Genomic DNA, 14,384 nt, shown 5'->3' on the forward strand with positions numbered 1-14,384 from the left:
CCGAGGACCCGATGCAGTTCCGAAAGAAGATCAGTTGGTCTTGGCAGCTTCCGGTGCCGGAACGTCCGACTTCTGCTTGCACGCCTTCAGCCACACGTCATAGACGGCGTGCTCGACGGCGTTGAGGCCCGGGCTTTCGGCAAACATCCAGCCGGTGAAGATGCGCCTGATCTTGCGGTCGAGCGTGATCTCGTCGACCTCAACGAAGGAATCCGTCTTGGGCTCCTCGTTTTCCGGCCTTGAATAACACACGCGCGGCGTCACCTGCAGCGCGCCGAACTGTACCGTTTCGTCGACATAGACGTCGAAGGTGATGATGCGGCCAGTGATCTTGTCGATGCCGGCGAACTCGGCGATCGGATTCTTGATGCGCTGGGGTTTGGGTGCTGCCTGCGGCGCTGGCTGTGCTTCGCTTGGGGCCGGCTGGGTCTCGCCAGGTATCGGCTGAACATCGATCGCTGGCAGATCGTCGCCCTGCTCGACCTGTTGATCAAGCGGCAGCCGCTGGATGCTGTCCTGGGCCATCGCTTGGCCAAGCCCTGCGCACAGCGCAACCGTGGCAAGCAGAGCTTTCGCCTTCGATCGTCCGTTCGACGGAACCCGGCCAAGAAATGTCATTGAGTCGTTACCGCCGTTGCGCCCGGAGTGTTTTGCACTCGCTGATTCCCACGCGCCAAGGCTAATCGCCTGGCGCCAATGGGCAAGGAGTTAGCCGCCAATTGTGGCGACAAATGTCCGCGCCGATGTGCTGTCTTATGCGCCGGGCGTCCAGGCGTCGTAGTCGCCCGTCACCTGTGGGCGGTGCGTATTGCCCAGCACCGAGCCCTTCGGACGGTAGGCGCCGCCGGTTCCGGTCAAGTTAGGCTGATGCGACTTCTGCCAGTCGCGCGGAATGTAGTTGTCGCTTGGGGGCGCCACATCGACGCGATGGTGCATCCAGCCGTGCCAACCGGGGGGAATCATCGAAGCTTCGGACACGCCGTTGTAGATCACCCAGCGACGCGTGCGACCCTCGGAGTCCTGGCCGCCTTCGTAATAGACGTTGCCGAACTCGTCCTGGCCCACCTTGGTGCCTTTGCGCCAGGTGTGGAAACGCGTGCCAAGCGTCTGGCCGTTCCACCAGGTGAAAAACTGGACAAGGAATTTCTTCATCGGATCCTCGCGGCAGGCGCGTAAAAGTCTCCTGCTTATGGCGTCAGGCCGTCGCGAAGGCAAGGCTTTAGACGCCCAATCTTGGGGTCTGCGACGATTGGCAGGCAACCAATGACAGCTTGCATGGGGTGGGCAAGCTCGGGGGAACTCGACGCGCACTGCCCAGCACTATAATCTGTGGGCCAGGCGGTGGATCCATCTTTGGCGCGGAGGTTCGAAATGGCCGTAAGCGGGGAAAGAGTTCACCCTTTGATGAACAAGCTCACCGGTCTGATCGCTATTATCATTGGTTTTCTTGTAGCCGCGCAAGGCTACAGGTCCGGATCGAACTGGTTGATCTTCGTGGGAATCGTGGTGCTTGCGGTCGGCTTGGTTCTGCTGGCGCTCAAGATTGCTCGACGCAACCAGCTCTAGGCCGGACGTATAGGTTAACATTGCGAGCTTGGTTCAGGCTCGCAACCAGGACCCGCGCGAACCATGGCCGCATAGCCGATGCCCTTCATGCAGATCCTCGAAATGCTGAGCATGCTGGTCACGATCTTCGGCCTGCCGCTCGCGATCTTCATCTTCGTCTACGAGCAGCGCAAGGCGCGCGTCAACGAGGAGGAAGAGATCTACCAGATGCTGTCAGACGGCTACACCAACTTCTTGACGCTGACGCTCGACCATTCTGACCTCTATTTGCAATCGCATACGGCCACGGAAGGTCTGACCGCCGAGCAGAAGGACCGGCTGCTCGCCATGTTCGCTATCCTCATCTCGCTGTTCGAGCGCGCCTACCTCGTCATCTACGAAGCAGACATGCCCGAGCGGAGAAAGCGCCGTTGGGCGTCGTGGGAGGATTTCATGCGCGAATGGTGCCGGCGCGCGGATTTTCGCGATGCCCTGCCCCAGTTGCTGCCGGGCGAAGACCCCGAATTCGCTGTCTACATCCGTAGGCTCGCACAAGAGGAAACAGCGCGCCGCTCGTCCTGATGGACGATGCCATCTCGCAACTGCTCACGTCTTCATCTCGCACTTGCAAAATCTTTAGCCGGTCCGTAATGGATTCTGGCCCAATTCGGGCTCTCGGACTGGCTTGCTGGGCTGAACCGGGCATGGGAGGAAACGACATGGCTTCTGACGCGCCTGCCGGCCGCATCACGCCCGCCGAGCTGTTGGCCCGCAAGGGCGGCGAGCCCATCGTCTGCCTCACTGCCTACACCTACCCCATTGCCCGCCTGCTCGATCCACATGTCGACCTTCTACTTGTCGGCGACAGCGTCGCGATGGTGTTGCATGGCCATGCGACGACGCTCGGCGCAACGATGGACATGATGATCGCGCATGGCCAGGCGGTGATGCGCGGCTCTGCCCGCGCCTGCGTCGTCGTCGACATGCCCGCCGGCAGCTACGAGGATACGGTCGAAAACGCCGTCGCTTGTGCCATGCGCATCATGCGTGAAACCGGCTGCGATGCGGTCAAGCTTGAAGGCGGGGTGGCCATCGCGGCCCAGATCGCCGCGATCGTTGCATCAGGCATCCCCGTCATGGGCCATATCGGGCTTTTGCCGCAGTCGGTCGAAAAGGAAGGCGGCTACAAGATCAAGGGGCGCTCCGAAGCCAATGCCGAAGCGCTTTATGCGGACGCCAAGGCTGTCGAAGCTGCTGGTGCGTTCTCGGTTGTCATCGAAGGCACGGTCGAGCCGGTTGCCGCTGAGATCACCGGGCGTATCTCGATCCCGACCGTCGGCATCGGCGCCAGCGCTCAATGTGACGGGCAGATTCTGGTCATCGACGACGCCATCGGGCTGACCGTCGAGCGTGTACCGAAATTCGTGAAGGAATACGCACGTCTGCGCGACACGGTGTCTGAAGCAGCGGCCGCCTATGCCAAGGACGTCCGCAGCCGCGCTTTCCCCGGCCCCGAGCACCTGTTTTCCCTGAGCAAGGACAAGGCATGACCGTTGTCGTCGAAACCATCGCCGCCCTGCGCGCGCAAGTGCAGGCATGGCGCGCCGAAGGCCTCAAAGTGGCGCTGGTGCCGACCATGGGTGCCTTGCATGACGGCCATATCTCGCTGATGCGTGCCGCCCTTGAGCGTGCTGACCGCTGTGTCGTTTCGATCTTCGTCAATCCGCGCCAGTTCGCGCCGACCGAAGACCTCGACAAATATCCTCGCCAGCTGGCGCAGGATCTCGCGCGCCTGACGGAGGCCGGCGTCCATCTCGCCTTCACGCCCGGTGTCGACGAGGTCTATCCACAGGGCTTTGCCACCGCGATTGCGGTGGGCGGCCCATCCGCAGGCCTCGAGACCGCCTTCCGACCTGCTTTCTTCGACGGTGTCGCCACCGTCGTTGCCAAGCTGTTCATCCAGGCAACACCCGATCTGGCCGTCTTTGGCGAGAAGGACTACCAGCAGCTCTGCGTGGTCAAGAAACTGTGCCGCGATCTCGACCTGCCGGTCGAAGTTCTGGGCTCGCCGACGATCCGCGATGCCGAAGGCCTCGCCATGTCGTCGCGCAACGCCTATCTCAGCCCCGCCGAACTCGCGGTCGCGCAACAGCTCAACAAGGTACTGCGTAAAGCGGCGTCTGCCCTTCAGTCCGGCGCGGACGAGCAGGCCACGATGACGGCTGCGCGGGCAGAAATCCTCAATGCCGGTTTCGACACTGTCGATTATGTCGAAGCGCGCGACAGCCTCACACTCGCGCCTTGGCAGAAGAACAAAGTTGGCCGCGTGCTGGTTGCAGCGCACCTCGGCAAGACGCGCCTGATCGATAATGTGGAGATCGCTGCCAGCTAGGCGGCCACTTCAGCTCAGGTTTTTTTCCAAAACCAGCGACGATATCCCCGTTTCTGCGGTCTCAGGCTCTGGATCGGCCCCTGATTTCACAAAACCGTTGGCGAGATAGAAGCCCAACGCCTGGGTGTTCGCCTCTTCGACTTCGAGGCGAATCGAATGCGCTTCAGGAAAGCTCTGCTCGACCTCGTCGAGCAACATGCGGCCGATGCCGGCGCGCTGATGTTCGGGATGTACATACAGCTGGTAGAGCACCACGACCTTTGAACCGCTGGTCGCAGCGGCAAAAGCCATGCCGGCAATCTTCTTGCCGTCATCGGCGACGAGGAATTCGGAATGAGGTCTCGTCAGCCGCGCCTTGAGCGCGGCCAGCGAATGCCATTCGGTGGTGATTTCATTGACCCGGTCGATGCCGTAGATCGCATCGTAGGTCACGTGCCACGTGTCGGCGAGCAGCGCCTTGATCTTCTCAAGGTCGCGTTCGCTCGCCGTGCGGACAAACACCGCCTTATTCCTCGATGCCGAGCTTGGCCTTGACCAGGTCGTTGACGGCCTGCGGATTGGCCTTGCCACCCGTCATCTTCATCACCTGGCCGACGAACCAGCCGGCCATTGTCGGCTTGGCGCGGGCCTGTTCGGCCTTGTCGGGGTTGGCGGCGATGACGTCATCGACCGCCTTTTCGATGGCACCGGTGTCGGTCACCTGCTTCATGCCACGGCTTTCGACCAGCTCACGCGGGTCGCCACCCTCGTTCCAGACGATCTCGAACAGGTCCTTGGCGATCTTGCCGGAAATCGTGCCTTCCTTGATCAGGTCGATCACGGCCCCCAGCTGATCGGGCGTTACAGGAGCGTTTTCAATGTCCTTGCCGGCCTTGTTCAAGGCGCCGAGCAGGTCGTTGATGACCCAGTTGGCGGCAAGCTTGCCGTCGCGACCGGCGGCCACCTTCTCGAAATAGTCGGCAATCGCCTTTTCCGAGACCAAGATCGAGGCGTCATAGACGGACAGGCCGAGGCTGTTGACCAGCCGTGCCTTCTTGTCATCAGGCAGTTCCGGCAGATCCTTGGCGAGCGCGTCGACATAGGCCTGGTCGAATTCGAGCGGCAGAAGGTCCGGATCGGGGAAATAGCGGTAGTCGTGCGCTTCTTCCTTCGAGCGCATCGCGCGCGTCTCGCCCTTGTTGGGGTCGAACAGGCGGGTCTCCTGGTCGATCGTGCCACCATCTTCGATGATGGCGATCTGGCGCCGCGCCTCATATTCGATGGCCTGGCCAACGAAGCGGATCGAGTTGACGTTCTTGATCTCGCAGCGCGTGCCGAACTCGCCGCCGGGACGACGCACGGACACATTGACGTCGGCGCGCATAGAGCCCTCGTCCATGTTGCCGTCGCAGGTACCGAGATAGCGCACGATGGTGCGCAGCTTGGTGACATAGGCCTTGGCCTCGTCCGACGAGCGCATGTCGGGCTTGGAGACGATCTCCATCAGCGCCACGCCCGAGCGGTTGAGGTCGACATAAGACATTGTCGGATGCTGATCGTGGATCGATTTGCCGGCGTCCTGCTCAAGATGCAGGCGCTCGATACCGACTTCGATGTCCTCGAACTCGCCCTTGCGGTCGGGGCCGACCGAAATGGTGATTTTGCCCTCGCCGACGATCGGCTGCTTGAACTGCGAGATCTGGTAGCCCTGCGGTAGATCCGGATAGAAATAGTTCTTCCGGTCGAAGACGGACTTGTGGTTGATCTGCGCCTTGAGGCCGAGGCCGGTGCGGATCGCCTGCTTGACGCATTCCTCGTTGATGACGGGCAGCATGCCGGGCATCGCTGCGTCGACGAGGCTGACATTGGCGTTGGGCTCGGCGCCGAAGGCGGTCGAAGCGCCCGAAAACAGCTTGGCTTCCGACGTCACCTGGGCATGGACCTCCAGGCCGATGATGACTTCCCAGTCGCCGGTGGCACCGGGAATGAAGCGCTTAGCGTCGGGCGTGCGGGTGTCGATGAGGGTCATGGTAATCCGAATACGTCCGTGTCTGTTTGTCGCCTTCTGGCGAACGACAAATCGTACCGTTTCGCTAGATCAATCGTTGCCTTGTTGCAACCGTCGCGTTGGAAATGCGCGCTCAAGCCGCGATCTCTGGCACTTTCGAACAGACTATCCTATATCGGTCCCATCCCGATGGAGTTTGGATGTTCAATTCGTTTGAGTCCCGCTAAAGCCCCGACCTTCTCCTGAAGGCGGGGCGTGAAAACCAGGAACCACCGTGCTGCGAGCAATCGTGGCTGCGGCTTTTTGTTTTGGCTGTTCAGTCGGTAGGCTGTTCGGCCTGGTTTTCCAGGACTCATCAACCAATGAACATATCGCGCATAGAGCAGCGCATCCTGCACCTGCTCGCCCAGGGCGGGCGGATCGAAATCGAAAAAGACGACAACAACAAGATCGAAGCCGTGATCTGCCTCACCCGCGAGGGCTGGCAATATACGGATTGCGATCTCGAACTTTTCAGGAAGCTACGGCGAAGGAAGGCAGTCGCCTCGTCGCAAGGCGGCCCCTACCGCATCACCAGGGTAGGACTGAAACTTGTCCGTCCCGAACTCGATAACAGATGATGCAAATCATGCCGGATCCGCCTTCGCGGGTCCGGCGCCTTAACCAACAACCTCAAGCCGTGGCGATATAGGCCTTGATCTCCTCGGCCTCGCGCTCGACATCCTCGATGCGGCGCTTGACGACGTCGCCGATGGACACGATGCCGTAGAGATAGCCGTCGCGCTCGACGGGCAGGTGGCGGAAGCGGCCGTTGGTCATGATCTCCATGACCTGGTTGACCGTGTGGTTTTCGTTGCAGATCTTGACCTTGGGGGTCATCACCTCACGCACAGTCTTTTCCAGCGCAGCACCGCCGTCCTTGCCGATGATGCGAACCACGTCGCGCTCGGACAGGATACCGACGATCTTGCGGTCGCCATTGGTGACGACGAGCGCACCAATGCGGTGTTCGGCGAGAATGCGAACCGCTTCCGACAGCTGCACATTGGGCCCAATGGTAAAAACGTCGTGGCCCTTCTTCTCAAGAATTGCCTTCACTGTCATCGGGTTCTCCTGCTGCTATCGGTCAGTCAATTACTCCGTGTGGCCCGTGGGCCAAATGCATCGTGCGCCGCATTAGGCCGCTTTTCAAGTAAAACGCGCTCAGGCGTACTCGTTCTTGCGGTCGAAGAACCTGATGCCCAAAAAGCCCGCCAGGAAACCGCCGATATGGGCTTCCCAGGCGATCTGGTTGTCGACGCCGGGGGTAAACCCGACCACCCCGGTTACCAAATTGATGATCATCCACACCCCAAGGAAAGTCATCGCCGTGCGCGAGCGGAAGACGTCGCGGATCGGTAGCGGCGCGCCAGCGAAGGCCGGCTTGCCATGCGAGCGGTCGATCTGGAAGCTGAAGCGCGCGGCAGCCCCCATCATGCCCGAAATCGCGCCCGAAGCGCCGACCAGCGGTGCCTGGTCCATTGAATGCAACACATAATGCAGCGCAACCGCCGCAAGCGACGTGACGGCGAAGAACAGCGAAAAGCGCAAGACGCCAAGCCGGTTGGCCAACGGCGACCCGAACGCTGCGAGCCACACCATGTTGATGGCCAGATGCGCAAAGCCGCCATGCAGGAAGGCGTAGGTCAGCGGGCTTGTGAAGGCCCAGATGTCGAGATCGTATTGCCCGGAATAGCGAATCGGGATGAAGGCGGCGCGAAGGAGCAGCGCAAAATCCTGGTCGGGGCTGAGAACGTATTCGCGCATCAAATGGATGACGACGCATGGGCCGATGATCGCAACGACAATGGGCGGCAGGTTGAACATCGGCTCGCGCCGCTGCGGTTCGTTCTCGACGATTTCAGCATTGTCGCTCGGGCTTGCTGGTTCGCTCATGCGCCTCTGATCCAGTTGTCGCGGGCAGATGACGCCCGGACCCCATCTAGAACAGCACGGCTGAAAGCGCAAAAAAGAAAGCCGTCCAGGGTTTCCCCTGGACGGCGGGTCGAGCCCCCCTGCCCGTTCCCCAAAAAACTCTGACTGAAGTGCTGCCGGCCGCCTGAGCGGCCACTTCTGGAGTGACTTGAACGTGCCACGGATCTTTTCCGGCGGCAACGTAAACCCTTTGTTAACCTTAACGTCCCCGACCCGTTAACAACTGTTACTGAGACTGGCACGCGTCCTGCTCCGCACCTCATGTAGTCCTCAAGATTGAAGCGATTCTGTCCAACGATGGGACATCAGGCACAGAAGCGCTCGGAGCGGAGCAATATGAAACAGAAAGGATCGCTGGCACTGTTCCAATACTGGAACCGCCTTCGCGACGGCCGACCCGCGCCCAAACGCACGGAAGTCGAGCCGGCCGATATCAAGGCGCTGCTTGCTGACACTTTCATACTCGAGCGCGACACCCGTGGCGAAGCGGTCTTCCGACTCGCCGGCACGCGGCTGTGCGCTACCTTCGGCCGCGAGCTCAAGGGGTTTTCGTTTCCCTCGCTGTGGCGCCAGAAGGACCAGCGGCTGATGGCCCGCCTCGCCTATGGCGTGTTCCAGCAGAAGTCGGTGGTCGTCATCAATTTCGAGGGCTTCACCGCGAGCCTGCGGGCAACGACCTTCGAAATGCTGCTCCTACCGCTCGATGGCGGCGTCGAAAACCCGCGCAGCCTGGGCGTGCTGTCGAGTGTCGACCGGCCGTTCTGGCTCGGCTCCGACCCGCTCACTGACGCCACGATCGACAGCGTGCGTGTCGTCGACCCAGACCTTGAGCCGATGTTCCTCAGGAACCGCCCAGCCGTCACGGTGCCTTCGCTTGCACCAAGCGATTCAGCCGTGGAGGGTGGCCCGAACCCGCTCGATGGCGCACGCCGCATTCGCCACCTCTTCGTCCTTGAAGGTGGGCGCGAAGAATAGCGCCCGCACACCTCCCGCAAGGGCAGCCCTTACGCGTTTTATTAACCTCTCTGGCGGTATTTTTCCGCAATAGCTCCCCGATGCGGTTCGATGGGAGTTGACAGATATGAGGGTAGCATGAGGCCAGCGGCGATTGACTACGCGCCGTCACGGGCGGAACGGCGCAACTTCCAGCGCGTCCGCGTGAAGATTTATGGACGCTTCATGCTTGAGGATCGCACCGAGCATGCCGGCCAGGTGGTCGACATGTCGCCTGGCAATGTTGCTTTCCGCACCGATCGCTCAGGTGCTGCGGGCGAAAAGGTGATCGCCTATATCGATCACATCGGACGCATCGAAGGCGTCATCACCCGCACCTTGCCGGATGGCTTTGCCATGACGGTCATCGCTTCGGAGCGCAAGAAGGACAAGCTGGCCGCCCAGCTCACCTGGCTTGCCAACAAGCACGAACTCGACCTGCCCGAAGACCGCCGCCACGAGCGTGTCGCGCCGCGCAACCCGATCAACGTCTTGCAGCTCATCGACGGCCGGCAGTATCCCTGCCGGATCATCGACCTGTCGCTTTCGGGCGCCGCCATCGAAATCGAGGTCAAGCCGGCGATCGGCGTGCAGGTCACGCTCGGCACCATGCGTGGCCAGGTCGTGCGTCACTTCGAAGACGGCGTGGCCGTCGAATTCGCCGTCATCCAGCGGCCCGACTCGCTCGACACCGAGTTCAATCGCCCGCGCACCTGACTGCCGGGCTACCGCCCACATCTCTAGATACCAAGCAAGAAGGCTGGCTTCCTCACGGACGCCGGCCTTCTTGCTTTTCAGCTGTCGCTCCATTCCACACCGGTAGGCGAACATGCATTTCGGCCTCCCACCGCAATGCCATTTCGGCACAGCTTGCGCGCAGCGGCCAATCATAGCCCGGCATCGCCCCAATCGATAAAATTGTAATCAAATTTTCTGCAAATTTTATTCTTATTCTCTTCTTTGTTTACGAGATTTCTCCCTTGTTTTTACTCAACATCTACTGCGTTGCTTTGCGTGAAATAAATCCGCGCCTGTCATTGTCTCCCTCAACAAGGAGACTACAAAATGATCAAGCGTCGGGGATGGCTGTTGGTTCTGGCTGCGGCACTTCAGGCTGGCGCCTTGGGCAGTGCCCTTGCTGCCCCGACCGTCATGAAGACCAATGGCCGCACGACGCAGCCTATCGGCCATTACGAGCTGTGCAAGCGTTCGCCGATCGAATGCAATGAAAAGACCGCCAGCAAAGCTCCGGTCGAACTGACCCGCACGCTGTGGAAGGCAATGATCGCCATCAACAACGAGGTCAACACCGCTGTTGCGCCGCGCACCGACATGGAAGCCTGGGGACAGGAAGAATACTGGTCCTATCCCGACAATGGCGTTGGCGACTGCGAAGACTATGCCATGGAAAAGCGGCGCAAGCTGATGCAGCTCGGCGTGCCGGCCGGCAGCCTGCTGATGACGGTGGTTCGCCAGCCCAATGGCGAAGGCCACGCGGTGCTGACCGTGCGCACCAGCCTCGGCGAATACATTCTGGACAATCTCGACACACGGGTCCTGGCGTGGAACGAGACGGAATACACCTATCTGAAGCGCCAGTCGGAGCAGAATTCAGGCGTCTGGATTGGCATCAATGACGGCCGCGCCGACGCAGTCGCGTCGGTCCGCTAAGCTTCAGCGGAAAAACCCGGTCGCGTCCCACCCTCCCCGTCCCCAACGACCGGGTCTAGGAGCCGGCCCAATTCCCCGGGCCGGCTCCGCCTTTTTGGGCGGATGCCTTGTTCTTAATCGGCGACCTTCACCAATCCGGCGCGAAACCTGCGCTGGTTGGCGACATAATGATCAGCCGATTTGCGCAGCCGCTCGGCTGCGGCGTCGTCAAGGGTGCGGATGGCCTTCGCGGGCGAGCCGACGATCAGCGAATTGTCCGGGAATTCCTTGCCTTCGGTCACCAGAGCGCCGGCACCGACAAGGCAGTTCCTACCGATCTTGGCGCCATTGAGCACGATCGCCCCCATGCCGATCAGCGAATTGTCGCCAACCGTGCAGCCATGCAGGATGGCGCGGTGGCCGATGGTGCATCCCTCGCCGATGGTCAGCGGAAAGCCCGGATCGGTGTGCATCACCGTGTGCTCCTGGACATTGGAGCGCGCACCGATGGTGATCGGCTCGCGGTCACCGCGAATCGCAGCCCCAAACCAGATGCCGACATCGCGTCCGACCCTCACGTCGCCGACAATGGCAGCGTCTGGTGCGATCCAGTTGCTGTCGCGGTCCTCGAACTGCGGTTCAACCCCATCGAGAGCGTAAAGCGGCATCATCTTTCCTTCCTGTGCACGTCGCGCGCAAACTATGGAGCGGTCGCCAGCAAGGCAAGCGCGACGAGCCTTTAACGCAGCATTAACCATGCGCGCGCAATGTCGGCCCATATCGGTTCCCTGGAGCACTGCTGCGCGACGCGCGGCGATTGCGGAAATCCGATGCTCGACCATACGAGCCGCCGGCGACCCTGGAGAAAACAGATGAAGCAAGAGGCGACTGACAGCTCCGGCTTTGACGTTGTCAATTCGGCGCTGATGATGAAGGTCTTCTACGGTTTCGCCGTGCTTGCCATTCTCTCGGTGGCGATCAGCCTCGGCGGCCGCTGGTTCGGGCACACCATCGCGCTCGCCGGCTATACCGACGACACCACACCGCACGAGGTCGTCATCGGCAACGACGTCATCGCGGTCCCCTCCAACATGATCCGTTTCGAAAAGGCCCGACACAACGGCGTCGCGAGCCGGCTCGACCTTTATCTGCGCTGGCCTGAGATGGATGGTTACAGCGAGGCGGCGCGTGCGGCCTTCAACAATACCGACGGCAACAAACGCATCATCTTCCTGGGCCTCGAGCCGCGCATGATGACACGCGACATGAGCGGTCGCCTCGCACCCATCTACAATGCGCTGACAGTCAAGCCCGGCGTTCCTGGGCCTGAAGGCATGACGCTCTACGGCTTCAGGGAAAATTCCGGCTATCTCAACGAGGTTCTGGCAGTTGCGGCACGCGCGGGCGAGCCGGCTTTTGTTGCCCGCTGCCTCAATGGTGAAGAGGCCGAACAATCACTCGCGCCGTGCGAGCGCGACGTCTTCGTCGGTAAGGATCTGAGCCTGACCTACAGATTTCCTAGGGAGCTTCTGGGAGCGTGGCGTGCGCTGGATCGGGCGGTTATCGCCAAGACGAATGCCTTGCTGCACGTCAAATGACGCCACGCGACGAGCCGCGCGGCGTCAGGCTTGATCAAAATCAGGCCAGATCGATGTCGAGAATCGCCATCGAGAAATTGTAGTCGCCGTCATCCTCGTCCTTGAAAACGATGCCGAGGAATTCGTCGCCGATATAGACCTCGGCCGAGTCGTCCTTGCGAGGACGCGCCTTGACCTGAAGCGTGGGGTTCTGGAACTGGCGCTTGAAATAGGCGTCGAGTTTTCTGATTTCTTCCGGCTTCAACTGTTTTCTCCGGCTTGTGGCTAGGAGCGTCATGCGTCCGTTCCGACGCGCTTGGGACGCTCCACATTGCAATGACTGCGCATCGAACTTTGCCCGAAAACCAGACCCGATTTTCGGCCCGACGCGTTTAGAGACGCGCTTCTGACACGCCAAGCATGGCCATGTAAAGGCAAGGCTCGGCTTACTCCGTGCAATTCACACAGGCATCCCAGACATCAGGATGCCGGTGCTTGCCCGCTTCAAATATCGAAGCTGACGACGTGATCCATCGTCTGCGACGGCAGCAACTGGTCCATCTGGCTCGACGGACGGTCGCAACCGGTTTCGCCGACAACGCGCGCCGGAACCCCAGCCACTGTCTTGTTGTGCGGCACGGGCGACAGCACCACGGAACCTGCGGCGATCTTCGAGCAATGGCCGACCTCGATATTGCCGAGGATCTTGGCGCCTGCGCCAATCAGCACGCCGTAACGAATCTTGGGATGGCGGTCGCCGCCTGCTTTACCGGTTCCGCCCAGCGTGACGCCGTGCAGGATCGAAACGTCGTCTTCGATGACAGCGGTTTCGCCGACAACGAGGCCGGTGGCGTGATCGATGAAGATGCCCTTGCCCATGCGCGCGGCAGGGTTGATGTCAGTCTGGAACACCGATGACGAGCGGCTCTGCAGATAGAGCGCGAAATCCTTGCGGCCACGGTTCAACAGCCAGTGCGCCAGCCGGTGCGTCTGGATGGCGTGGAAGCCTTTGAAATAAAGCACCGGCATCAAATAGCGGTCGCAGGCCGGGTCGCGGTCGTAATAGGCCTGGATGTCGGTGCGCACCGTGTCGCTCCAATCCGGCCGGTCTTCGAGCATCGCGTAAAAGGTCTGGCGAATGAGGTCGGCGCCGAGATCCTGATGCGCCAGCCGCTCGGCCAGGCGATGGATCACCGCCTCTTCCAGAGTGTCCTGGTTGAGGATCGTGGCATAGAGGAATGCCGCCAGCAGCGGATCGCCCGCCACGGCATCTGCCGCTTCGTCGCGCACCGACTTCCAGATCGGGTCGACCGGCTTCAACGAGCCGTGGCGCGCAGCGGATATGGTGTTCATCAACGGTCTCCGTTCACTGCCGGCTTGTGCAATCCCGCGCGGGACATATAAGCCAGATATTAGCACGAATGAACTCAATTTTCCTTAGTGCTGGTTCAAGTGGATTTGGTTCGCGGAATTTCAAGGCGTCATGGAAACTGAACCCTTGCTGGTCACAACGGCCGATGGCGTCGCGACCATCGTCATCAATCGCCCGGCGCGCAAGAATGCCGTCACCCAGGCGATGTGGGTCGATCTGGCCAGCCATGTGAACCGGCTTTCGGCCGAGCCCGCCATAAGGGTCATCGTCCTGCGCGGCGCGGGCCAGGATTTTTCCGCCGGCGCCGACATCGGCGAGTTCGATACCTTGCGTGGTGATGCCGACAGCGCCCGCGCCTATGAGGCGACCAATTCCGCCGCTTTCGCAGCACTGCGCAACGCCGCTGTGCCAGTCATCGCCGCTATCAGCGGCATCTGCTTCGGCGGCGGCTTTGGGCTTGCAGCTGCTTGTGACCTGCGCGTTGCCTCATCGGAGGCGCAGTTCGCCGTGCCTGCGGCGCGCCTTGGCCTTGCCTACCCGCAAGATGCGATGGCCGACATCGTCTGGGCCGCGGGCGAACAGATGGCCAGATATCTCACCTACACCGCCGGCCGTATCGACGCGCAGGCAGCTCTTTCAGCCGGTTTCCTGCTCGAAATCGTCGAAACCCCGCGTTTCGACGCCCGCATCAACGAAATCGCCCGAACAATCGCCGAGAATGCGCCGCTGTCGGTGCGCGCCTCCAAGGCAGCGATCCGCGCAGCCTTGAGCCACGATCCAGTCGAAGCCGCGCTTGCCCAGGCGGCCGGCGACGCCACCTTCCTGAGCGACGACTATACCGAAGGCCGCGCCGCCTTCGCCGGCCGGCGCAAACCTGTGTTCAAAGGGCGATGA

Annotated in this window: 19 protein-coding genes; 10 read left to right on the forward strand and 9 right to left on the reverse strand. The window is 61.2% G+C overall.

Annotated elements, in window-relative coordinates; translation table 11 throughout:
- Window positions 1–30: 30 nt before the first annotated feature.
- Together AC1DLV_RS05455 and AC1DLV_RS05460 are read right to left on the reverse strand one after the other, a co-directional pair.
- Window positions 31–441 carry a DUF2155 domain-containing protein gene (locus AC1DLV_RS05455; protein ID WP_476798890.1) on the reverse strand — a complete coding sequence of 137 codons (411 nt, stop codon included), beginning with the start codon at window positions 439–441 and terminating at the stop codon, window positions 31–33.
- Between the two features lie 312 nt (window positions 442–753).
- Window positions 754–1,152, reverse strand: coding sequence for an NADH:ubiquinone oxidoreductase subunit NDUFA12 (locus AC1DLV_RS05460; protein ID WP_476798560.1), 399 nt, complete (start codon window positions 1,150–1,152; stop codon window positions 754–756).
- 252 nt (window positions 1,153–1,404) lie between these two features.
- Between AC1DLV_RS05460 and AC1DLV_RS05465 the strand changes: the two genes are divergently transcribed.
- The 4 genes from AC1DLV_RS05465 (at window position 1,405) to panC (ending at window position 3,937) form a co-directional block, all read left to right on the forward strand.
- Window positions 1,405–1,566 (forward strand): hypothetical protein, encoded by a 162-nt coding sequence (locus tag AC1DLV_RS05465; RefSeq protein ID WP_476798561.1) that lies wholly within the window; start codon window positions 1,405–1,407, stop codon window positions 1,564–1,566.
- A gap of 87 nt (window positions 1,567–1,653) precedes the next feature.
- Entirely contained in the window at window positions 1,654–2,127 is a 474-nt protein-coding gene (locus AC1DLV_RS05470; RefSeq protein ID WP_476798562.1) for a hypothetical protein, read from the forward strand.
- A gap of 137 nt (window positions 2,128–2,264) precedes the next feature.
- On the forward strand, window positions 2,265–3,095 hold the full coding sequence (panB, locus tag AC1DLV_RS05475) for a 3-methyl-2-oxobutanoate hydroxymethyltransferase (RefSeq protein ID WP_476798563.1): 831 nt from the start codon (window positions 2,265–2,267) through the stop codon (window positions 3,093–3,095).
- Window positions 3,092–3,937, forward strand: coding sequence for a pantoate--beta-alanine ligase (panC, locus tag AC1DLV_RS05480; protein ID WP_476798564.1), 846 nt, complete (start codon window positions 3,092–3,094; stop codon window positions 3,935–3,937). Before panB ends, panC begins: the two co-directional genes overlap by 4 nt.
- A gap of 9 nt (window positions 3,938–3,946) precedes the next feature.
- Here panC and AC1DLV_RS05485 read toward each other — a convergent pair whose 3' ends face one another.
- Both AC1DLV_RS05485 and gatB read right to left on the reverse strand, forming a co-directional pair.
- Window positions 3,947–4,438, reverse strand: a complete 492-nt coding sequence (locus AC1DLV_RS05485; RefSeq protein ID WP_476798565.1) for an N-acetyltransferase family protein — start codon at window positions 4,436–4,438, stop codon at window positions 3,947–3,949.
- 4 nt (window positions 4,439–4,442) lie between these two features.
- Window positions 4,443–5,945 carry an Asp-tRNA(Asn)/Glu-tRNA(Gln) amidotransferase subunit GatB gene (gatB, locus tag AC1DLV_RS05490; protein ID WP_476798566.1) on the reverse strand — a complete coding sequence of 501 codons (1,503 nt, stop codon included), beginning with the start codon at window positions 5,943–5,945 and terminating at the stop codon, window positions 4,443–4,445.
- Window positions 5,946–6,286: 341 nt separating this feature from the next.
- Here gatB and AC1DLV_RS05495 point away from each other — a divergent pair, with 341 nt between their 5' ends.
- Window positions 6,287–6,544, forward strand: a complete 258-nt coding sequence (locus AC1DLV_RS05495; RefSeq protein ID WP_476798567.1) for a YjhX family toxin — start codon at window positions 6,287–6,289, stop codon at window positions 6,542–6,544.
- 52 nt (window positions 6,545–6,596) lie between these two features.
- Here AC1DLV_RS05495 and AC1DLV_RS05500 read toward each other — a convergent pair whose 3' ends face one another.
- Window positions 6,597–7,028, reverse strand: a complete 432-nt coding sequence (locus AC1DLV_RS05500; protein WP_109577325.1) for a CBS domain-containing protein — start codon at window positions 7,026–7,028, stop codon at window positions 6,597–6,599.
- A gap of 99 nt (window positions 7,029–7,127) precedes the next feature.
- Window positions 7,128–7,859, reverse strand: coding sequence for a rhomboid family intramembrane serine protease (locus AC1DLV_RS05505; protein WP_476798568.1), 732 nt, complete (start codon window positions 7,857–7,859; stop codon window positions 7,128–7,130).
- A 375-nt stretch (window positions 7,860–8,234) separates the two neighbouring features.
- On the opposite strand from AC1DLV_RS05505, the gene AC1DLV_RS05510 reads away from it, so the two are divergent.
- The 3 genes from AC1DLV_RS05510 to AC1DLV_RS05520 all read left to right on the forward strand — a co-directional run bounded on the left by AC1DLV_RS05510 (window position 8,235) and on the right by AC1DLV_RS05520 (window position 10,562).
- Window positions 8,235–8,873: a PAS domain-containing protein gene (locus tag AC1DLV_RS05510; protein ID WP_476798569.1), complete on the forward strand. Its 639-nt coding sequence runs from the start codon at window positions 8,235–8,237 to the stop codon at window positions 8,871–8,873.
- Between the two features lie 117 nt (window positions 8,874–8,990).
- On the forward strand, window positions 8,991–9,608 hold the full coding sequence (locus AC1DLV_RS05515) for a PilZ domain-containing protein (RefSeq protein ID WP_476798570.1): 618 nt from the start codon (window positions 8,991–8,993) through the stop codon (window positions 9,606–9,608).
- A 348-nt stretch (window positions 9,609–9,956) separates the two neighbouring features.
- Window positions 9,957–10,562: a transglutaminase-like cysteine peptidase gene (locus AC1DLV_RS05520; protein WP_476798571.1), complete on the forward strand. Its 606-nt coding sequence runs from the start codon at window positions 9,957–9,959 to the stop codon at window positions 10,560–10,562.
- 113 nt (window positions 10,563–10,675) lie between these two features.
- Here the strand turns inward: AC1DLV_RS05520 and AC1DLV_RS05525 are convergent, their stop codons facing one another.
- Window positions 10,676–11,209: a gamma carbonic anhydrase family protein gene (locus AC1DLV_RS05525; RefSeq protein WP_476798891.1), complete on the reverse strand. Its 534-nt coding sequence runs from the start codon at window positions 11,207–11,209 to the stop codon at window positions 10,676–10,678.
- Window positions 11,210–11,413: 204 nt separating this feature from the next.
- Between AC1DLV_RS05525 and AC1DLV_RS05530 the strand changes: the two genes are divergently transcribed.
- Window positions 11,414–12,139 carry a hypothetical protein gene (locus AC1DLV_RS05530; RefSeq protein WP_476798572.1) on the forward strand — a complete coding sequence of 242 codons (726 nt, stop codon included), beginning with the start codon at window positions 11,414–11,416 and terminating at the stop codon, window positions 12,137–12,139.
- 40 nt (window positions 12,140–12,179) lie between these two features.
- On the opposite strand, the gene AC1DLV_RS05535 is transcribed toward AC1DLV_RS05530, so the two are convergent.
- Both AC1DLV_RS05535 and cysE read right to left on the reverse strand, forming a co-directional pair.
- Window positions 12,180–12,383: a DUF3126 family protein gene (locus tag AC1DLV_RS05535; protein ID WP_055970710.1), complete on the reverse strand. Its 204-nt coding sequence runs from the start codon at window positions 12,381–12,383 to the stop codon at window positions 12,180–12,182.
- A 239-nt stretch (window positions 12,384–12,622) separates the two neighbouring features.
- Window positions 12,623–13,471: a serine O-acetyltransferase gene (cysE, locus tag AC1DLV_RS05540; protein WP_476798573.1), complete on the reverse strand. Its 849-nt coding sequence runs from the start codon at window positions 13,469–13,471 to the stop codon at window positions 12,623–12,625.
- A 130-nt stretch (window positions 13,472–13,601) separates the two neighbouring features.
- Between cysE and AC1DLV_RS05545 the strand changes: the two genes are divergently transcribed.
- Window positions 13,602–14,384 (forward strand): enoyl-CoA hydratase-related protein, encoded by a 783-nt coding sequence (locus AC1DLV_RS05545; protein WP_476798574.1) that lies wholly within the window; start codon window positions 13,602–13,604, stop codon window positions 14,382–14,384.

Source organism: Aminobacter sp. 01T433 (assembly GCF_056398585.1).